This is a genomic window from Campylobacter jejuni (assembly GCF_001457695.1).
In the GTDB taxonomy this organism is placed as follows: Bacteria; Campylobacterota; Campylobacteria; order Campylobacterales; family Campylobacteraceae; genus Campylobacter_D; species Campylobacter_D jejuni.
Window position 1 is genome coordinate 450,524 of record NZ_LN831025.1, and the last position, 20,215, is coordinate 470,738.

General features: G+C 32.2%; 18 protein-coding genes and 1 tRNA gene. 15 read left to right on the forward strand and 4 right to left on the reverse strand.

Features of this window, described 5'->3' with window-relative positions:
• Positions 1–116: 116 nt before the first annotated feature.
• The 12 genes from rpsL to AT682_RS02440 all read left to right on the forward strand — a co-directional run bounded on the left by rpsL (position 117) and on the right by AT682_RS02440 (position 9,503).
• Positions 117–503: a 30S ribosomal protein S12 gene (gene rpsL, locus AT682_RS02385; RefSeq protein ID WP_002782934.1), complete on the forward strand. Its 387-nt coding sequence runs from the start codon at positions 117–119 to the stop codon at positions 501–503.
• A gap of 69 nt (positions 504–572) precedes the next feature.
• Positions 573–1,043, forward strand: a complete 471-nt coding sequence (rpsG, locus tag AT682_RS02390; protein WP_002779471.1) for a 30S ribosomal protein S7 — start codon at positions 573–575, stop codon at positions 1,041–1,043.
• 12 nt (positions 1,044–1,055) lie between these two features.
• Complete coding sequence (gene fusA / locus AT682_RS02395; RefSeq protein ID WP_002779472.1) at positions 1,056–3,131, forward strand: elongation factor G; 2,076 nt, start codon at positions 1,056–1,058, stop codon at positions 3,129–3,131.
• Positions 3,132–3,159: 28 nt separating this feature from the next.
• A tRNA-Arg gene (locus AT682_RS02400) sits at positions 3,160–3,236 on the forward strand.
• Between the two features lie 17 nt (positions 3,237–3,253).
• Positions 3,254–3,403: a hypothetical protein gene (locus AT682_RS02405; protein WP_002857548.1), complete on the forward strand. Its 150-nt coding sequence runs from the start codon at positions 3,254–3,256 to the stop codon at positions 3,401–3,403.
• A 5-nt stretch (positions 3,404–3,408) separates the two neighbouring features.
• A complete protein-coding gene (locus AT682_RS02410; protein WP_002882406.1) occupies positions 3,409–4,110 on the forward strand; it encodes a tRNA1(Val) (adenine(37)-N6)-methyltransferase in 702 nt (233 codons plus the stop codon).
• On the forward strand, positions 4,100–4,474 hold the full coding sequence (locus AT682_RS02415; RefSeq protein WP_002857358.1) for a YkgJ family cysteine cluster protein: 375 nt from the start codon (positions 4,100–4,102) through the stop codon (positions 4,472–4,474). Before AT682_RS02410 ends, AT682_RS02415 begins: the two co-directional genes overlap by 11 nt.
• Positions 4,447–5,724, forward strand: coding sequence for a tetratricopeptide repeat protein (locus AT682_RS02420; protein ID WP_002882407.1), 1,278 nt, complete (start codon positions 4,447–4,449; stop codon positions 5,722–5,724). The genes AT682_RS02415 and AT682_RS02420 overlap by 28 nt, the downstream gene beginning before the upstream one ends.
• Positions 5,721–6,497, forward strand: a complete 777-nt coding sequence (trpC, locus tag AT682_RS02425; RefSeq protein WP_002882408.1) for an indole-3-glycerol phosphate synthase TrpC — start codon at positions 5,721–5,723, stop codon at positions 6,495–6,497. Before AT682_RS02420 ends, trpC begins: the two co-directional genes overlap by 4 nt.
• A 9-nt stretch (positions 6,498–6,506) precedes the next feature.
• Positions 6,507–6,992, forward strand: coding sequence for an HIT family protein (locus AT682_RS02430; RefSeq protein ID WP_002882409.1), 486 nt, complete (start codon positions 6,507–6,509; stop codon positions 6,990–6,992).
• A complete protein-coding gene (gene mnmH, locus AT682_RS02435) occupies positions 6,982–7,992 on the forward strand; it encodes a tRNA 2-selenouridine(34) synthase MnmH (protein ID WP_025998320.1) in 1,011 nt (336 codons plus the stop codon). Before AT682_RS02430 ends, mnmH begins: the two co-directional genes overlap by 11 nt.
• Before the next feature lie 275 nt (positions 7,993–8,267).
• Positions 8,268–9,503, forward strand: a complete 1,236-nt coding sequence (locus AT682_RS02440; RefSeq protein WP_002882411.1) for an ammonium transporter — start codon at positions 8,268–8,270, stop codon at positions 9,501–9,503.
• A gap of 72 nt (positions 9,504–9,575) precedes the next feature.
• Here the strand turns inward: AT682_RS02440 and hemH are convergent, their stop codons facing one another.
• Genes hemH through AT682_RS02455 form a run of 3 tightly spaced genes read right to left on the reverse strand, consistent with a single transcriptional unit; the run spans position 9,576 to position 12,428 of the window.
• Complete coding sequence (gene hemH, locus AT682_RS02445) at positions 9,576–10,487, reverse strand: ferrochelatase (protein ID WP_002882412.1); 912 nt, start codon at positions 10,485–10,487, stop codon at positions 9,576–9,578.
• Positions 10,484–11,350 carry a Gfo/Idh/MocA family protein gene (locus AT682_RS02450; RefSeq protein WP_002882413.1) on the reverse strand — a complete coding sequence of 289 codons (867 nt, stop codon included), beginning with the start codon at positions 11,348–11,350 and terminating at the stop codon, positions 10,484–10,486. Before AT682_RS02450 ends, hemH begins: the two co-directional genes overlap by 4 nt.
• A gap of 4 nt (positions 11,351–11,354) precedes the next feature.
• A complete protein-coding gene (locus tag AT682_RS02455) occupies positions 11,355–12,428 on the reverse strand; it encodes a DegT/DnrJ/EryC1/StrS family aminotransferase (RefSeq protein ID WP_002882414.1) in 1,074 nt (357 codons plus the stop codon).
• Between the two features lie 113 nt (positions 12,429–12,541).
• Here AT682_RS02455 and alaS point away from each other — a divergent pair, with 113 nt between their 5' ends.
• From alaS to pbpA, 3 genes are read left to right on the forward strand one after another with little or no spacing between them, the layout of a single operon-like run.
• A complete protein-coding gene (gene alaS, locus AT682_RS02460) occupies positions 12,542–15,070 on the forward strand; it encodes an alanine--tRNA ligase (RefSeq protein WP_002882415.1) in 2,529 nt (842 codons plus the stop codon).
• The gene (gene maf / locus AT682_RS02465) at positions 15,070–15,621 is read left to right on the forward strand and encodes a septum formation inhibitor Maf (protein ID WP_002882416.1); all 552 of its coding nucleotides are present in this window, start codon (positions 15,070–15,072) and stop codon (positions 15,619–15,621) included. Before alaS ends, maf begins: the two co-directional genes overlap by 1 nt.
• On the forward strand, positions 15,618–17,549 hold the full coding sequence (pbpA, locus tag AT682_RS02470) for a penicillin-binding protein 1A (RefSeq protein ID WP_016818290.1): 1,932 nt from the start codon (positions 15,618–15,620) through the stop codon (positions 17,547–17,549). Before maf ends, pbpA begins: the two co-directional genes overlap by 4 nt.
• 27 nt (positions 17,550–17,576) lie before the next feature.
• Here the strand turns inward: pbpA and clpB are convergent, their stop codons facing one another.
• On the reverse strand, positions 17,577–20,150 hold the full coding sequence (gene clpB, locus AT682_RS02475) for an ATP-dependent Clp protease ATP-binding subunit (RefSeq protein WP_016818289.1): 2,574 nt from the start codon (positions 20,148–20,150) through the stop codon (positions 17,577–17,579).
• Between the last annotated feature and the right edge of the window lie 65 nt (positions 20,151–20,215).

Genomic DNA, 20,215 nt, shown 5'->3' on the forward strand with positions numbered 1-20,215 from the left:
TCTATTTTATAGCCCTTCGGGGCTATATTTCTTCATTTTCAATCTTTTTAACTAAAATATAAGCAAAATTTAGATATCATCCAAAGTTTATTACATTTTTAAAGAAAGGAATTATTGTGCCTACCATAAATCAATTGGTTAGAAAAGAGCGCAAAAAAGTTTTAGAAAAATCTAAATCTCCAGCGCTTAAAAATTGTCCACAAAGAAGGGGAGTTTGCACTAGGGTTTATACTACAACACCTAAAAAACCAAACTCAGCGTTAAGAAAAGTTGCCAAAGTAAGACTTACTAGTGGCTTTGAAGTGATCAGCTATATCGGCGGTGAAGGTCATAACTTACAAGAACACAGCATTGTTTTAGTGCGTGGTGGTAGGGTAAAAGACTTACCAGGGGTTAAATATCACATCGTTCGTGGTGCTCTTGATACAGCAGGTGTTGCAAAAAGAACAGTTTCTCGTTCTAAATATGGTGCTAAACGCCCTAAAGCAGGCGCTGCAAAATAATCATTCATACAGACAAATCCGTTAGATTTGATTTTGTTTGAGTAAAATTTAAAATTTGAAGGAAAAATAATGAGAAGAAGAAAAGCTCCGGTAAGAGAAGTCTTGCCTGATCCGATTTATGGTAATAAAGTAATCACAAAATTTATTAATTCTTTAATGTATGATGGTAAAAAAAGCACAGCTACAACAATTATGTATGGTGCTTTGGAAGCTATTGATAAAAAAGGTGGTGAGAAAAAAGGTATTGATATTTTTAATGATGCGATTGAAAATATTAAGCCTTTATTAGAAGTGAAATCTCGTCGTGTAGGTGGTGCAACCTATCAAGTTCCAGTTGAAGTTCGTCCTGCTAGACAACAAGCTTTGGCGATTCGTTGGATTATTTCTTTTGCAAGAAAAAGAAGTGAAAGAACTATGATAGACAAACTTGCAGCTGAGCTTTTAGATGCAGCAAATAGCAAAGGTGCTTCATTTAAGAAGAAAGAAGATACTTATAAAATGGCTGAAGCAAATAAAGCATTTGCTCACTATCGTTGGTAAGAAGGAGTGTGTATGTCAAGAAGTACTCCTTTAAAAAAAGTTAGAAATATCGGTATTGCTGCTCACATCGATGCGGGTAAAACGACTACATCTGAAAGAATTCTTTTCTTTACTGGTATGAGTCATAAAATCGGTGAAGTTCATGATGGTGCTGCAACTATGGACTGGATGGAACAAGAGAAAGAGCGTGGGATTACTATCACTTCTGCGGCTACAACTTGTTTTTGGAAAGATCATCAAATCAATCTTATTGACACTCCAGGCCACGTGGATTTTACAATTGAAGTTGAAAGATCTATGCGTGTTCTTGATGGTGCTGTTGCGGTATTTTGTTCAGTGGGTGGGGTGCAGCCTCAAAGTGAAACAGTTTGGAGACAAGCAAATAAATATGGTGTTCCAAGAATAGTATTTGTAAATAAAATGGATAGAATCGGTGCAAATTTCTACAATGTAGAAGATCAAATTCGCAACCGTTTAAAAGCTAATCCAGTTCCACTTCAAATTCCAATTGGTGCTGAGGATAATTTTAAAGGCGTAATCGATCTTGTAACTATGAAAGCTTTAGTTTGGGAAGATGATACTAAGCCAACGGATTATGTAGAAAAAGAAATTCCAGCTGAACTTAAAGAAAAGGCAGAAGAATATCGCACAAAAATGATAGAAGCAGTTTCTGAAACTTCAGATGAGTTGATGGAAAAATATTTAGGCGGAGAAGAATTAAGCCTTGAAGAGATTAAAACAGGGATTAAAGCAGGATGTTTAAGTCTTTCTATCGTTCCTATGCTTTGCGGTACAGCGTTTAAAAATAAAGGGGTTCAACCTTTGCTTGATGCTGTTGTGGCTTATTTACCAGCTCCTGATGAAGTGGCAAATATCAAGGGTGAATATGAAGATGGCACAGAAGTTTCTGTAAAATCAACTGATGATGGCGAGTTTGCAGGACTTGCATTTAAAATCATGACAGATCCATTTGTAGGACAACTTACTTTCGTGCGTGTTTATCGCGGTTGTTTAGAAAGCGGTTCTTATGCGTATAACTCAACTAAAGATAAAAAAGAAAGAATTGGTCGTTTGTTAAAAATGCACTCTAACAAAAGAGAAGAGATTAAAGTGCTTTACGCAGGCGAAATTGGTGCTGTTGTAGGACTTAAAGATACTTTAACAGGGGATACTCTTGCAAGTGAAAAAGATAAGGTAATCCTTGAAAGAATGGATTTTCCAGATCCAGTTATTTCTGTTGCAGTTGAGCCAAAAACTAAAGCTGATCAAGAAAAAATGTCTATTGCTTTAAATAAATTAGCACAAGAAGATCCAAGTTTTAGAGTTTCTACAGATGAAGAAAGTGGTCAAACTATCATTTCAGGTATGGGTGAGTTACACCTTGAAATTATCGTTGATAGAATGCTTCGTGAATTTAAAGTTGAAGCTGAAGTAGGTCAACCACAAGTTGCTTATCGCGAAACTATTAGAAAAACTGTTGAACAAGAATACAAATACGCTAAACAATCAGGTGGTCGTGGTCAGTATGGACATGTATTCTTACGCCTTGAACCACTTGAGCCAGGTAGTGGATATGAATTTGTTAATGATATCAAAGGTGGGGTAATTCCAAAAGAATACATTCCTGCAGTTGATAAAGGTGTTCAAGAAGCATTACAAAATGGTGTTTTAGCAGGTTATCCTGTGGAAGATGTTAAAGTAACTGTTTATGATGGAAGTTATCACGAGGTGGATTCATCTGAGATGGCGTTTAAACTTGCTGCTTCTATGGGCTTTAAAGAAGGTGCTAGAAAAGCAGGCGCTGTGATCTTAGAGCCTATGATGAAAGTTGAAGTAGAAACTCCTGAAGATTATATGGGTGATGTTATTGGAGATCTTAACAAACGCCGTGGTCAAGTAAATAGCATGGATGAGCGTGGTGGAAATAAAATCATCACAGCATTTTGTCCTTTGGCTGAAATGTTTGGTTATTCTACTGATCTTAGAAGTCAAACTCAAGGTCGTGCGACTTATTCTATGGAATTTGATCACTATGATGAAGTTCCTAAAAATGTTGCGGATGAAATCATCAAAAAAAGAAACGGTTAAATTTTTAGCGGGATTTTTCCCGCTTTCTGTCCTCGTAGCTCAGCAGGATAGAGCGCAAAATTCCTAATTTTGAGGCCGTGAGTTCGAATCTCGCCGTGGACACCATTTTATGAGGTGTTATTATGATAAAAATTGCTTTTTTTATAACTTTTGTAATTTCTTTTTTGACAGCACAAAGCCCAGTAAATTTTAAAGAAGATAATAATATAACAAAAGAACAAAATATATTTAAAGAACAACCTCCAAAACGCATTAAAATTCCAACGCATTAAAATATATGTCAGATTTGATTACGCTAGCACAATTATCACAAGGGTATCGTTACAATAGTGATTCTTTAATTTTAGCTAATTTTATTTTAAAACAAGGAATTAAAGGCGCTGTTTTTGATGTAGGTGCGGGCTGTGGTATCATAGGTATTTTACTTAAAAAAAATATTGCAAATTTAAGTTTATCTTTGATTGATATTCAAAAAGAAAATATAGAATTGATTGAAAAAAATTTAAAATCCAACCAAATACAAGGTGATATTTTTTATGATGATTTCAATCAATTTCAAAGCATAAAAAAATTTGACTTCATAGTTTGCAATCCTCCATTTTATAGACAAGGAGCTTACAAGAGTGAAGATCAGCATAAAGCTATAAGTAAATTTCAGGAATTTTTACCCTTGCATAGCTTTTTAACTAAAGCAAATTCTATGCTTAAGCCAAATGGTACTTTGTATTTTTGCTATGAAGCTTTAGCTTTGGATGAAATTTGTTTTATTTTAAAAGATATGAAAATAAAAATAACAAAGCTTTGCTTTATACATACACATCAAAACAAAAAAGCAAGACTTGTTTTGATACAGGTAAAAAAAGGTTCAAAATCGCCTTGTGAGATTTTACCTCCTTTTTTTGTATATGAAAATGAAATTTTAAGCAAACAAATGCAAGAAATTCACTTAAGATTTAGGTTAAAAAGTTATGATATTTGATAAAAATTTTTCTTATGCTTTTGATGAAAATGCTTGTGAGAAATGCGGTGGAAAGTGTTGCACTGGAGAAAGTGGCAATATTTTTGCGAGCAAGGAAGAATTAGAAGCATTAAGAAAGCATTTAAAATTAGAAAGCAAAGAATTTGCTGAAAAATACTTGAGAAAAGTGGGCTTTAAAATGAGTTTTAAGGAAGTCGAATTTGAAGATGGCTTTGCTTGCATCTTTTTTGATACTCAAAAAAGAAATTGCAGTATCTACGATTTTCGTCCAAAACAATGCAGAACTTTTCCATTTTGGGAATATTTTAAAACACATCAAAAGGAATTAGAAAAAGAATGTATAGGTATTTGCTATTTGTCTTAGCAGCCTTTTTTTTGGCAGCTTGTGGAAGTTTAAAAATCAATGTTGTTTATCCTGATTATACAAAATATAAAAGCAATGATTTTGATTTAAGGGTTATGAAGGCTTATAATTATGAGTATTATAAACAATACAAAGAAGCCAGAGATGAATTTTTAAGTCTTTATCAAGATTATAATAATACTAATTTTTTAGAAAATGCATTTTTACTTACTTTAGCAAACAATCTTGACAAGCAAGCAGAGTTAAATAATCTAGCAAAGCCTTATTTAAATCAAAATGACAATCTTAAGCGACTTAGTGCTCTTTATGCTTTAAATTCAAATGATATCAATAATGCTCAAAAACTTATGAAAGAGCTTTTAACAAAAAAGGATAGTGATCCTAGAAATTTAGAGCTTTACGGGGATATTTTGGTTAAAAAAAATGATTTAAAAAATGCTATAAAATATTATAGATCTGCTTATAATCAAGTTCAAAATGAAGAAATTTTATTTAAACTCATAGGAATTTATGCGATTTTAAATGATACTTTAAATATTAAAAATGTTTTAGAATTTTCAAGAAAAACCAATGGTTGCACTCTCAAAACTTGCGTCTTGCTTGCTAAAATTTATTTTGATGAAACAAATATCGAAGCTTTAAAAAGTATATATAAAGAGCTTTATCAACTTACCAAAAATAAAAGTTTTGCATTGGCTTTGGTTGAGCTTTTAAATTCTCAAGGCAAAACAGAAGAAGCTTTAAAAATTTCTTTGCAGTATGATTTAGATGATGATATTAAACTCGCTTTGTATCAGAATTTAAAACGCTTTGATGATGCTAAAAAAATGAGTTTAGCTCTTTATCATAAAACAAAAAATAAAGAATATCTTCTACGAGCGGCAGTTTTTGAATTTGAAGCTGCAAATGAAGCTAAAAAAATCACTCCAAAAGCAATTGATTCTGTAAAAGAAAAATTCGAACAAGCTATCGATAAAGATAGCAATGCTTTGTATTTAAACTACTATGGATATTTGCTTATAGATTATGATTTAGATGTTAAAAAAGGCATAGAGCTTGTGAAACTTGCCTTAGAAAAAGATCCGCAGAATTTGTATTATTTAGATTCTTTAGCTTGGGGGTATTATAAACTAGACGATTGTAAGCAAGCATGGGAAATTTTAAAACAAACATTAGATGATAAAGAATTTGCAAATTCTGATGAGAGCAAAGCTCATATAAAAGCGATAAAGGCGTGTATAAAACCATGATATTGGATAAAATTTTTGAAAAAACAAAAGAAGATTTAAAAGAACGCAAACTAAAACTTCCTTATGATATGCTAGGGCGTTCTTTAGCTTCAAATCCTTTCTTTCCAAAAGATGTGATTAAGGCTTTAAAAAGAGTAGAAAAAGAAGTTAAAATCATAGCAGAAGTAAAAAAAGCAAGTCCTAGCAAAGGGGTTATTAGAGAAGACTTTGATCCTTTGAGTATCGCTTTAAATTATGAGAAGAACAAAGCTGCGGCGATTTCTGTTTTGACTGAGCCACATTTTTTTAAAGGTTCTTTAGAATACTTAAGTCTTATACGCCGTTATACACAAATTCCTTTGCTTAGAAAAGATTTTATCTTTGATGAGTATCAAATTTTAGAAGCTTTGGTTTATGGGGCGGATTTTGTATTGCTGATCGCTAAAATGCTAAGCATGAAAGAGCTTAAAAAACTGCTTGAGTTTGCAAGACATTTAGGTCTTGAGGCTTTGGTTGAAATTCATGATACGGAGGATTTGAGCAAGGCTATTTTTGCAGGAGCGGATATCATTGGTATCAATCATCGTAATTTAGAGGATTTTACTATGGATATGAGTTTGTGCGAAAAACTTATCCCAAAAATCCCAAATTCAAAAATCATCATCGCAGAAAGTGGTTTAGAAAATAAAGAATTTTTAGGGTATTTGCAAAATTTAGGCGTTGATGCTTTTTTAATCGGCGAATATTTTATGCGTGAGGAAGATGAAGGAAAGGCTTTAAAAGCTTTGCTTTAAGGAGGGAATATGCAGTATTTGTATGCACCATGGCGGAGTGAGTATTTTGAAAAAGAAAAAAGCGTCTGTCCATTTTGTGATTGTGCTAATAAGATCAAAAGCGATGAAGAATTAGGCGTGATTTTTAGAGCAAAGCATTGTTTTGGAGTGATGAACCGCTATCCTTATTCTGCTGGGCATTTTATGGTGATTCCTTATGTACATGAAGAGCATATAGAAAATTTAAGCGATGAAATTTGGCAAGAAATAAGCCATTTTGTGCGTTTGGGGGTAAAAATTTTAAAAGAGCAAATCCATGCAAATGGGGTGAATATCGGTATGAATTTAAGCAAAGATGCGGGAGCTGGCATAGCTTTTCATTGTCATTATCATCTAGTGCCACGCTGGGCAGGAGATACAAATTTTATCACAACCATAGGAGAAACTAGGGTTTGTGGCACTAATATCGAGCAAGTTTATCAAAAACTTGTTTTGGCTTTTAAAAATGCTCAGTGAAGTTGAATTTACAGAATTTCAAAAAGAAAATTTCTCTCTTTTAATCGATGTAAGAAGCCCTAGAGAATTTTTGCATTCTCATTTGATAGGAGCTTTAAATTTTTATGCACTCAATGATGAAGAATATCAAGAAATAGGAATGATTTATAAGAAAAATCAAGCTTTAGCCAAGGCTAGGGGTGCGAGTTATATTTGTCAAAATACCGCTAAGCATATATTAGAAATCACCCAAAATTTTCGCATAGGAGAAAAGGTGGGGATTTATTGTTCTCGTGGGGGTTTGCGTTCAAAATCTATCGCAGTGATTTTAAGTGAGCTTGGCTTTAGAGTGGTGCGTTTAAAAGGTGGCTTTAAAGCTTATAGAACTTTTGTAACGCATTATTTTGAAAATGAAATAAATTTTGATTTTTTTACTCTTTGCGGCAATACAGGCTGTGGAAAAACAGAGCTTTTAGAACAACTCCCACAAGCTATAAATTTGGAAAAAATAGCAAATCATTTAGGCTCGTCTTTTGGTGATATTTTAGGAAAACAACCTACGCAAAAAGCTTTTGAAGCAGAACTTTTTCACAATATGCAAAATTTAGAAAATTTTGCTTTCATAGAAAGCGAAAGTCGCAAAATAGGGGATATCATCTTACCTTTGAAATTTTATGAAAAAATGCAAAAGGCTTTTAAAATTTATTGTTTTTGTTCTTTGGAAAATCGCGTTAAAAGAATACAAAAAATTTATCAAGAAAAAATGACTCCTTTAAAATTTCAACAATGTGTGCAAAAAATCAGCCCTTATATCAGCTTAAATTTACGCCAAGATTTGCTTCAAGGTTATGAGAGAAAAGAATGGCAAAAGCTTATTGTTATGCTTTTGGAGTATTATGATAAAACTTATAAAAAACCAGATAAGATTGATCTTGAGTTAAATACTGATGATATTTTAAAAGCTAAAGAAGAGCTTTTAGATCATTTTAAAGTGCAATTACTTTTTTTTAATATTAGATAATTTTATTAAATAATCAAATTTTTTCTTCATCATCTTATAATAATCCTTTTTTATCTTTGTTGTTTTTTAGCTTGGCTCAAATTTTTATTTTAATGCTGGTAAATTTGAATTATAGAGAAGTAAAATATTTTTTTAAAATCCCTATTTATAGTAACTTAAGATAAAAAATAAACTTTGATAAAAAAATATATAAAATATTTCTTAAATTTATATTTTTTTAAATCATTTTAAATATAATTATCTCGCAATTATATTTTGTAAGAAAGGGTAAATAAATGAATGCGATAAATTCAAGTTTTATTGTGTTGTGTACTTTGCTAGTTTTGCTTATGACTCCAGCTTTAGCAATGTTTTATTCGGGTATGGTAAGAAGTAAAAATACTCTCAATACCATAATGAATTGCTTTATTGTTTTTGGCGTCATTACTTTACAATGGGTAGTGCTTGGATTTAGCTTTTCTTTTGGTAAAGATGAAGGACTTGGGCTTGTAGGAAATTTCGAGAATTTTCTCTTAGAGGGTATTAGCGGATATAATGCTTCAGGTGTTCCAAATATTCTTTTTGTAATTTTTCAAATGATGTTTGCACTTATTGCATCTGCCATCATAACAGGCTCTTTGGTTGGAAGAATTAAACTGGGTGTTTTGGTGATATTTTTACTTTTTTGGAGTACTTTAGTTTATGATGTGTTAGCACATATGATTTGGAGTAGCGAGGGGTTTTTGCTTAAAAGAGGAAGCCTTGATTTTGCTGGGGGTGGTGTTGTGCATATTAGCTCTGGGGTTGCTGGACTTGTAGGAGCTTTGATAGTGGGTGCTAGAAAAAGTGATGATGAGGATAAAAACGCGCATTCTATTCCTTATGCTTTCTTAGGTGCGATTTTGCTTTTTATAGGATGGTTGGGTTTTAATGCTGGAAGTGCTGGCGAAATGAATGATATTGCTATCAATGCTTTTATAGTAAGTATTATATCAGCAGCTTGTGGCTTTTTATCCTGGGTAGTGCTTGAGTGGCTCATCCATAAAAAACCGACTATTTTAGGTGGGCTTAGTGGGCTTGTAGCAGGGCTTGTAGGGATTACTCCAGCTTGCGGTTATGTAGATATTTATGCTTCTCTTGTTATAGGGGCTTTGTCTTCTGTATTTTGTTATTTTGGTTTGAGTTTTATTAAATACAAACTCAAATGGGATGATTCTTTAGATGCTTTTTCTTTGCACGGAATCGGAGGTGTTTGGGGAGGAATCGCTACAGGGCTTTTTGCAAGTGCTAAAGTAAATCCTAATGTGATTGCCCAAAATGCACTTGGCGAGGGATTTTTTATCAGTGGAAGTTTAGAGCTTTTAAAAGAGCAAATTCTTGCTATTATGATTTGTATGATTTTTTCAGCTCTCATAAGCTTTATTATTTTTAAGATCATTTCTTGTTTTACAGACTTAAGAGTGAAAGAAGAAGTAGAACAAAAAGGCTTAGATGTGAGTTTGCACGGAGAAAAAGCTTATATTTTGGTTTAGTCAGCTAAATTTTTACCAAAAAGTCCTTGTTAATCTTTAAAAAAATGATAGACAAGGGTCTCAAATTCATTCTTAGTTAAGATCAGATAAATACTTTAAAATAAATTCCATAAATTCATCACTATCATTAGGGCAACTTATCAAATCATAATCACATTTTGCTAAATGTTTATACTCCATACCTAGTTCAAAAATCGTTTCAGAACAATCTATACAAAAAGAAATAGGATAAATCAAAGCTTTATCGTTTAAATTTGCCAAAACATCGCTTGTATTTGGTTCAAGCCATTTTACAGGGCCTAGTTTAGATTGATAAGCTAAAATAAATTCATCAAAATGATCTTTTAGCCTTTCTTTTAAAATTTCTACATGATCATTTACATGCTTTTCATATAAATCACCTTTGTCAATAATGCTTTGTGGTAAAGAATGCGCTGAAAAAATCAAAATTTTGGCATCAAATTTACTTTTTTTATCCAAAATGTGCGAAACTATCATCTCATTATAAAGCTCATTTTTGTAAAAAATATCTATAGTTTTTACTTTTGCTTGAATTTTTTGCTTTGAAATTTCATTTTGCAGAACTTCTAAAGATGAAGTTACTGTGGTGTAAGAATGGTGCGGATAAAGTGGAAAAAGAATGATTTCATCACTTTCATTTAAAGTGTATTTTTGCAAAATTTCTGTGGCAAAAGGAGGCACATAAAGATTTACAAAATCAAATTTAAATTCATCTTGTTTTAAATTAAGTTTGTTACACAGGCTTTGAGTAAGTTCATTTAAAGGGGATTTTCCACCCATTTTTCTATAGTTTTCTTGCATGGCTTTAACGCGAGCCTTTGTTATGATCCATGCTACAAATTTTCTTAAAAATCGATTTTTGATTCCTAAAATATAAGGATCATTAAACATATTTTTTAAAAAAACTTCACAATCTTGTAAATTCGTAGCTCCGCCCATATTTAAAAATAAAACTAATTTCACGCAAACCTTTCTAAAATTTCTTGAACTTTGTAAGCATCGCTCGTACTGGCTAGATGATTGGGTTGATTATCGATAAGTTTTAACAAAGCTTCGTGTTCTGAAAAAAGTGGACTTTGTTGAGTAAGTTCTATAAAATTTCCATCTTTTAATAAAGAAAAATCATTTAAATTGGCTTCATAAAAATGATTTTTAGTAATAAGATGAATTTTTCTTAGTTTTTGTGTACTATTCCAACTTTGATGTATGCTAGCAATACATTTTTCAAGCCCACATAGAATAATGCTTTCACTTTCTCTTGTTTGATCTTGGGTGTATTTTTTGAGCAAATTGGTTTTTGTTATTTCTTGTTTGCTTAAAAAACAAAGCAAATCAAGATCATGTACAGCCAAATCTTGCAAAATCCCTACATCGCTGATTCTTTGTGGGTAGGGTGAAAATCTTTGTATGTTAATGCTGATAATTTCTTCATTTTCGAGCTCTTTTTTTAGGGCTAAAACCGCAGGATTAAATCTTTCGCAAAAACCTACGCCTACTTTTACGCTGTATTCTTTAGCTAAATTTGAAATTTCGTCTATTTCTTTTAAATTTAGAGCTAAAGGCTTTTCGATTAAAACGCATTTGCATTGTTTAAAAACTTTTTTTGCTATTGCTAAATGTGAATTTGTAGGTGTTGCTATGATGATAATATCATTATTTTGATTTAAAAATTTATCCAAATCATCATGAAAAATATCATCAAAAATATTTAGATTTGGATTTTTACAAAGATCAAAAAGTGTATTAAGCTTAAAATGAGAATTTTTACTAAGTTCATTTAAGTGGTTTTGCCCCATTTTTCCAAGGCCTATAATACCTATTTTCATGGAATTAATCTTTAAAAATACAAATAACTTGCTCTTGCTCTTCTTCACTTAAAAAAGGTGAAAAAGGCAAAGATAAGATGTGTTCGCTTGCATATTCTGAATTTTTAAGTTCTAAATTTGAAAACTCACTAAAGCAAGGTTGTTTATGCAAAGGGGTTGGATAATGTATAGCATAAGGTATATTAGCTTTTTCAAATTTTTGCAATACACTAGCTCTATCTTCAACCAAAACGCTGTATTGCGCATAAGCGCTAAAAGCATTTGGATCAATTTGCGGAATTTGACAGTTTTTTAAATTTGCATTATAAGTTTGTGCTAATTTTTGTCTTTTGTCTAATTCTTTTTCTAGGTATTTTAACTTAACATTTAAAATCGCCGCTTGTAAAGTATCAAGGCGTCCATTTATACCTATAAATTCATGTTTATAACGCTGAGTTTGTCCGTGATTGAGTAAAATTCTTATTTTTTTAGCAATTTCATCATCATGGCAAAAAATAGCCCCGCCATCGCCGTAAGCTCCCAAAGGTTTCGAAGGAAAAAAGCTCGTGCATGAAATTTTAGCTATAGAGCAGGATTTTTCTCCTTTGAAACTTGCGCCAAAACTTTGTGCACCATCTTCAATCAAAGTGATATCTTTATTTTTTAAAATTTCTTCTAAAGTTCTTAAATCACTCATTTGTCCAAACATACTTACTGCTATAACAGCTTTAGTTTTTGGGGTTATTGCTTTTTGTACTGCTTCAAAATCAAGATTGTAATTTGATAAATTTATATCTACAAAAACAGGTTTTGCACCTACTAAAGCCACAACTTCAGCTGTTGCTATGAAAGTAAAACTAGGCACTATAACTTCATCATCTTTGCCAATATCTAAGGCTCTTAAGGCAAGATATAAAGCACTAGTTCCACTTGAACAACCTATAGCATGTTTAATATTTACAAAATGAGCTAAATTTTGCCCAAATTCATTAAGCTTTGCACCGCCTATAAAAGAAGAGCTTGATAAAACGCTTTCAATTTCAGCATTGATTTCATCTTTGTATGCGAGATATTGAGCTTGAAGATTAATAAAATTCATAAAACACCTTGAAATTAATGATATAAAATTAAAATTTTATTGTATTTTAGTTTTACTTAATTTAAAGTAATTTTGGTATGATATGCTTTTATAAAAATTTCTTAGGAAAATTCATGGATATTAGAAAAGCTTATTTGGATTTTTTTGCATCAAAAAGACATGAGATCACCCCATCAAGCCCTTTAGTTCCTGATGATGCAACTTTACTTTTTACTAACGCGGGTATGGTGCCTTTTAAAAGTATATTTACAGGAGAAATTCCACGCCCAAACCCTCCACGCAAAACAAGCTGTCAAACCTGCATAAGAGCGGGTGGAAAGCACAATGACTTAGATAATGTAGGATATACCGCACGCCATCATACTTTTTTTGAAATGCTTGGGAATTTTAGTTTTGGAGATTATTTTAAAGAACAAGCCATAACTTATGCTTGGGAATTTGTAACTGAAGTTTTAAAACTACCTAAAGACAGACTTTATGTAACCGTGCATGAAAACGATGATGAAGCTTTTAATCTATGGCAAAAACACATTCAAAAAGAAAGAATTTACAAATTTGGCGATAAAGATAATTTCTGGCAAATGGGCGATACTGGTCCTTGTGGTCCTTGTAGTGAGATTTTTTATGACCAAGGAGAAGAGCATTTTAACTCAAGCGAAGATTATATGGGTGGAGATGGAGATAGATTTTTAGAAATCTGGAATCTTGTTTTTATGCAATACGAAAGAAGTGCTGATGGAGTGCTTAGCCCACTACCAAAGCCAAGCATTGATACGGGAATGGGACTTGAAAGGGTAACAGCGATTAAAGAAGGTAAATTCAGCAATTTTGATAGCTCGCTTTTTATGCCAATCATCAATGAAATTTCAAAACTTTGTAATAAAACTTATATTTATGAAAGCGGAGCAAGTTTTAGAGTCATAGCTGATCATATAAGATCAAGTGTATTTTTGCTTGCACAAGGGGTAAGTTTTGATAAAGAAGGTAGAGGTTATGTTTTGCGTCGTATTTTGCGTCGTGCTTTAAGACATGGATATTTGCTAGGTTTTAAACAAGCTTTTATGTATAAACTAGTTGATATTGTATGCGATTTAATGGGTGGACATTATACCTATCTTAATGAGAAAAAAGACTTTATAAAAGAACAAATTCGCCTTGAAGAAGAAAGATTTTTAAGCACTATAGAAAATGGGATTGAAATTTTTAATGAAGAGCTTAAAAACACTAAAGAAATTTTTAGCGGAGAAGTAGCCTTTAAGCTTTATGATACTTATGGTTTTCCGCTTGATTTAACGGCTGATATGCTAAGAGAAAAAAATCTTAAAGTTGATGAAGAAAAATTTGAACTTTTAATGAATGAGCAAAAAGCACGCGCTAAAGCTTCTTGGAAAGGAAGTGGAGATAAAACTGCAAGCGGAGATTTTAAAAACTTGCTTGAAAAATTTGGAGAAAATCATTTCGTAGGTTATGAAAAAGCAGAATGCGAAAGTAAAATTTTAGCCCTTTTAGATGAAGATTTTAAAGAAGTTTCCACCCTTAAAGATGCGGGTTGGGTGATGCTTGAAAACACACCTTTTTATGCAACAAGTGGGGGGCAAAGTGCTGATAGTGGATTTATAGCCAAGCGTGAAGTTTTAGATACGCAAAAGTTTTTTAATCTCAATCTTAGCTTTGTAAAAGCAGGCGAAGAACTAAAAGTTGGCGATATAGTTCATGCAAGAATCGATATAGAAAAAAGAGAGCAAATCGCACGCCACCACTCAGCCACTCATCTTTTACACCATGCTTTAAGAGAAATTTTAGGTTCTCATGTAAGTCAAGCAGGATCTTTGGTTGAAAGCAATAAACTAAGATTTGATTTTACTCATCATAAAGCTTTAAGCAAAGAAGAGCTAGAAAGCATTGAAAAAAGAGTCAATGAAATGATTATAAACTCAAGCGAAGCTATCTTAGAAAATATGCCTTTAGAAGAAGCTAAAAAAAGCGGTGCTATAGCATTGTTTAATGAAAAATACCAAGGCAATGTGCGTGTTTTAACTCTAGGTGAAAGCAAGGAACTTTGCGGGGGAACTCATGTTAAAAATACTGCTCAAATAGGAAGTTTTTACATAGTTAAAGAAAGCGGTGTGAGTGCTGGAGTTAGACGCATTGAAGCTGTGGTTTCTAAAGCGGCTTTAGAATTTGTAAAAAATCAACTTGAAGAACTTTCTAAAGCAAAAGATGAGCTTAAAAATAATGATATTTTAAACGGGGTTAAAAAGCTTAAAAATGAAATTTTAAGTTTAAAAAATGAGCTTAAAAATTCAAGTAAAACCGAGCTTGATTCTAAAAATATCCAAGGTGTTGAAATTTGCGTAAAGCGTGTAGATAATGGCGATATTAAAGCTATGATTGATGATTTTAAAAACAAATTTGCTAAAGCGGTGATTTTACTTATCCAAGTAAAAGATGAAAAAATCACTTTAGCAGCTGGCGTTAAAGATGTGCCTTTAAAAGCAGGAGCTTTAGTTAAAGAAGCGGCGCAAATTTTAGGTGGAAATGGTGGCGGAAGAGATGATTTTGCTACTGCAGGTGGAAAAGATTTAAGCAAAATCAATGAAGCTTTAAAACAAAGCTTAGAAACGATAGAAAAAGCACTTTAATGTTAATTCTTGCTTCAAGTTCCATTTCAAGAGCTAACTTGCTTAAAACCGCAAAGATTGATTTTAAGCAAGTTAGTTTTGATTATGATGAAAATTTAAATAAAAATATTTCACCTTTTTTATATGTTCAAAAAATAGTTCTTGAAAAAGAAAGACAATTTTTAAGTACTTTAGGCAAAGATTTTCAAAACCAAAATTTGCTTTTTGCAGATAGTATAGTTTGTATAGATGAAAAAATTCTTACCAAAGCAAAGGATAAAAAAGAAGCTTATGAAATGCTTGCCTTACAAAATGGAAAGTATGCAAGTATTTTATCGGCTTTTTTGCTTGTAAAACCTGAAAAAAGAGTTTTTTCTCTTTCAAAAACTACGCTTTATTTTAAAAATTTTGATGAAAATGCTTTAAGAGATTATGTAGAAAATGATCTTTATAAAGGCAAGGCGGGTTGTATTATGTGTGAGGGTTTTCATCAAAATTTCATCACCCAACAAGTAGGAAATCTAAGCACTGCTTTAGGGCTTGATATCCAAACTTTAAAGGCTTATTTATGAAAATATTAAAATATATTTTTTCATTTTTTACTCTTTTGTTTATAGCTGGATTTATTTATGTGGCTTATCTTTTCACAAGTGCTGATACTGAGGGTTATACTTTCAAAGAATACAAACCTCCTCTTACAACACAAATTTACGATAGAAATGGCAAGCTTGTGGCTAATATTTTTGAACAGCATCGTTTTTATGCTCCTTATGAAGAGCTTCCTCCACGCCTTATAGAGGCTTTGGTTGCTATAGAAGATACAAGCTTTTTTGAACATAATGGAGTTAATATCGATGCCATTTTTAGAGCTGCTGTAAAAATCATAAAAAGCGGTGGAAAAACCATGGAAGGAGCTTCCACTCTTACCCAGCAATTTATTAAAAACACGGAATTAACCCCAGAAAGAACTATTATGCGTAAAATTCGCGAAGCTTTGCTTGCTTATAAAATGGAAACCATTTTAACTAAAGAGCAAATTTTAGAAAGGTATTTAAATTTTATCTTTTTTGGACATGGGTATTATGGAGTAAAAACCGCAGCTTTGGGGTATTTTCATAAAAATTTAAATGAACTAAGCCTTAAAGAGATTGCTATGCTAGTAGGTATGCCAAAAGCACCTAGCAGTTATGATCCTACAAAGCATTTAGATCTTTCCATCTCAAGAGCAAATAATGTTATTTCAAGAATGTATAATCTAGGTTGGATTTCAAAAGCAGATTATGATACAGCCATCAAAGAAATTCCGCAAGTTTATGATGATACGCTTACTCAAAATGCTGCTCCTTATGTCGTAGATGAAGTGATTAAACAATTAAGCCCTAATATTAAAGACTTAAAAACAGGTGGATATAAAATCATTTTAAATATAGACTTAGATGTTCAAAATATGGCACAGAATGCTTTGAAATTTGGTTATGATGAGATAGTAAAACGCGATAAAGATGCAAATTTAAGCACTTTAAACGGAGCTATGGTCGTGGTAAATCATCAAAGTGGTGATGTTTTAGCTTTGGTAGGTGGGGTTGATTATGAAAAAAGTAATTATAACCGTGCTACTCAAAGTATGCGTCAACCTGGAAGCTCTTTTAAACCTTTTGTGTATCAAGTGGCGATTAATTTAGGATATTCGCCTATGAGTGAAATTGCTGATATTTCTAGAATTTTTGAAGGTGGAGCGGGTAATAATGAGGATTGGAAACCTAAAAATGAAGGGGGTAAATTTTTAGGTTTAATTACCTTAAAAGAAGCTTTAACAAGATCAAGAAATTTAGCTACCATTAATCTCGCACTTGATATGGGGCTTGATGTTCTTTACTCTAAACTAATGGAATTTGGATTTAAAGATATACCGCCTAATTTATCAATCGTATTGGGAAGTTTTGGTATTTCTCCTTTGGAGTATTCGAAATTTTATACCATGTTTGGGAACTATGGTATGATTAAAGATCCTCAAAGTATCAGACAAGTTCAGGATAAAACCGGTAAAACCATCATGGAATTTAACTCAAATGAGCGTAAAGTCAGCGATGAAGCGCAAAGTTTTCTGGTTTTAGATATGATGAGAAATGTTGTTGAAAAAGGCACAGGGCGTAATGCAAGAGTAAAAGATATAGAAATAGCAGGAAAAACAGGAACAACGAATAAAAGTGTTGATGCTTGGTTTTGTGGATTTACGCCTGAAATAGAAGCAATCATTTGGTATGGAAATGATAACAACAAGCCTATGCGTTATACAGAAGGTGGAGCTAGAACGGCTGCTCCTGTGTTTAGAGAATTTTTAACTCAATATATAGAAAAATTCCCTGATACAACTAGAAAATTTAGCATTCCTAATGGAGTTTATCGCGGAAATTATAAAGGAGAAAGTGCTTATTATACCACCAAATCACCATTACCAAAAGCAAATATGAAATTTAATGAAAGCGAGATTATATTTTGAAAGTAGAAAGATCTACTTTCAAAATGATTAAGCTTTTTTGATGATTATTTCATCATCTTTTGTATCAATGATAATGCTATCATTTTCATGAAGTTCATCAGCAAGTATCATATCGCTTAATTTATCTTCTATAAGATCATAAATAGCTCTTCTTAAAGGTCTAGCACCAAAATCAGGGTCAAAACCATCTTTAGCGATTAAAAGGGCTGCATTTTCGCTTAAACTTGCTTTTATTCCCTTGTTTTCTAAGCTCATTTGTAAATCTTTAAATAAAAGCTTGACTATTTCATAAGCTTCATCTTTTCCAAGTGGATTAAAGGTGATAATATCATCTAAACGGTTTAAAAACTCAGGTTTAAAGAAATTTTTTAACTCATTTTTTACCGCATCTTCTTGTTCTTTTCCGCTTAAATTCATAATAGCACTTGAGGCGATATTAGAAGTTAAAATGATAATGGTATTTTTAAAATCCACTGTTACACCTTTGCTATCGGTTGCTCTACCATCATCTAAAATCCCTAAAAGCACATTAAATACATCTTTATGTGCTTTTTCAACTTCATCAAACAAAAGCACGCTATAAGGTTTTCTTCGCACAGCTTCAGTAAGCTCTCCACCTTCTTCATGTCCTATGTATCCTGGAGGTGCACCTAAGAGTCTTGAAACACTATGTTTTTCCATAAATTCACTCATATCAAAGCGAATCATTGCTTTTTCATCGTCAAATAAAAATTTCGCCAAAGCTTTAGCTGATTGTGTTTTTCCTACCCCTGTTGGCCCTAAAAATAAAAAGCTTCCTATAGGTTTATTGTCCGCATTAAGCCCTGCTTTGTTGCGTTTAATGGCTCTAGCTAAAGCACTTAAGGCCTTATCTTGCCCTATGACACTTTCTTTTAAATGTTTTTCCACTTCTAAGAATTTTTGTTTTTCGGAAGTTAGCATTTTTTGCACGCTAATACCCGTCCATTTGCTTAAAATTCCAGCAACCAAATCCTCATCTACTTGATTTTTAAGCAAAACTCCATTTTCACTCATTTTTTTCCATTTATCTTCTAAAATTTCTACTTCTTTTTCAAGACTTGGAATTTTTCCATACTCTAGCTCGGCTGCTTTTTGAAATTCACCTCTAGCTTTAGCTAAAGAAGCTTCATTTTTAAGTAGATCAATTTCTTTTTTCTTAGTGCTTATACCATCAAAAACACTTTTTTCATTTTCAAACTGTGAATTTAGGGCATTTTGTTTTTCTTTTAAATTGGCTAGTTCTTTTGCGATTTCATCAAGTCTTTTTTGATTTTTCTCATCATTTTCCATTTTTAAAGCTTCATTTTCAACTTCTAAAGTTTCTATATCTTTACGTACTTTTCTTAAAGAACTTGGTTCGCTTTCAATTTGCATTTTTAGTTCAGCTGCAGCTTCATCGATTAAATCAATAGCCTTATCAGGTAAAAAACGATCCGCTATATAACGCTTTGAAAGTTTAGCTGCAGCTACTAAAGCACTATCATTTATGGTTACATTATGATGAATTTCAAGCTTTTCTTTTATACCCCTTAACATAGCCAAAGCCTCATTAACACTTGGCTCACCTACATTTACAGGTTGAAAACGGCGTTGCAAGGCTGCATCTTTTTCAAAATATTTACGATATTCTTTTAAAGTAGTTGCTCCTATGGTATGCAGTTCTCCTCTTGCAAGAGCGGGTTTTAAAATATTTGCCGCATCCATACTGCCTTCACTAGCTCCAGCTCCTACTATAGTGTGAATTTCATCGATAAAAAGAATGATGTTTTCACTTTTTATCACTTCATTAACCACAGCTTTTAATCTATCTTCGAATTCTCCTCTGTATTTTGCACCTGCAATTAAAGCACTCATATCAAGAGCGATAACTTTTTTATTTTGCAAAGATTTTGGAACATCTTTTTTGATAATTCTTTGTGCTAAAGCTTCTACTATAGCTGTTTTTCCTACGCCTGGTTCACCTAAAAGTATAGGGTTATTTTTGGTTTTGCGTATTAAAATTTGCATCAAACGTTCGATTTCTTCTTCTCTGCCTATAACAGGATCAAGTTTACCCTCGCTTGCTTTTAAGGTTAAATCTATACCAAATTTATTTAAGCTGTCTAAGGTTTCATCGCTTGTTTTGCTATCGATTTTGCGTCCCGCTCTTAGACTTTCAAGCTCTTTTTGAAATTCTCTTAAATCTAAAAATTGCGCTAAAATTTCTTTAATAGGACTTTTTTGACTTTCACTTATAAGCCAAGTATCCACACTTAAATAACTATCTCCATTAGCACTCATCAATCCTTTAGCATTTTCTAATGAATTTATAAGTTCATTGGAAAAGCGTATATTTTCACGGTTTGCATTTGAACTCGTTGCAAGTTTTGAAATTCTGCTTTTAATTTCAAGTTCTAAGGCTTCTTTAGAAATATTTAATTTATTTAAAATTTGATTTAAAATACTTGCATTATCTACGCTTAAAGCCCATAAAAGATGTAAAGGTACAACTTCATTATTTTTAGAATGTATAGCTAAAGATGCTGCACTTTCAAGGTTTGAAAGCATATTATCAGTTAAAAAATCTTGTATATTTGCCATGTTTTATCCTTTATTTGGTTTATATACTTGCTATTATATAACTTTAGTCATATAATGTCAAGTTA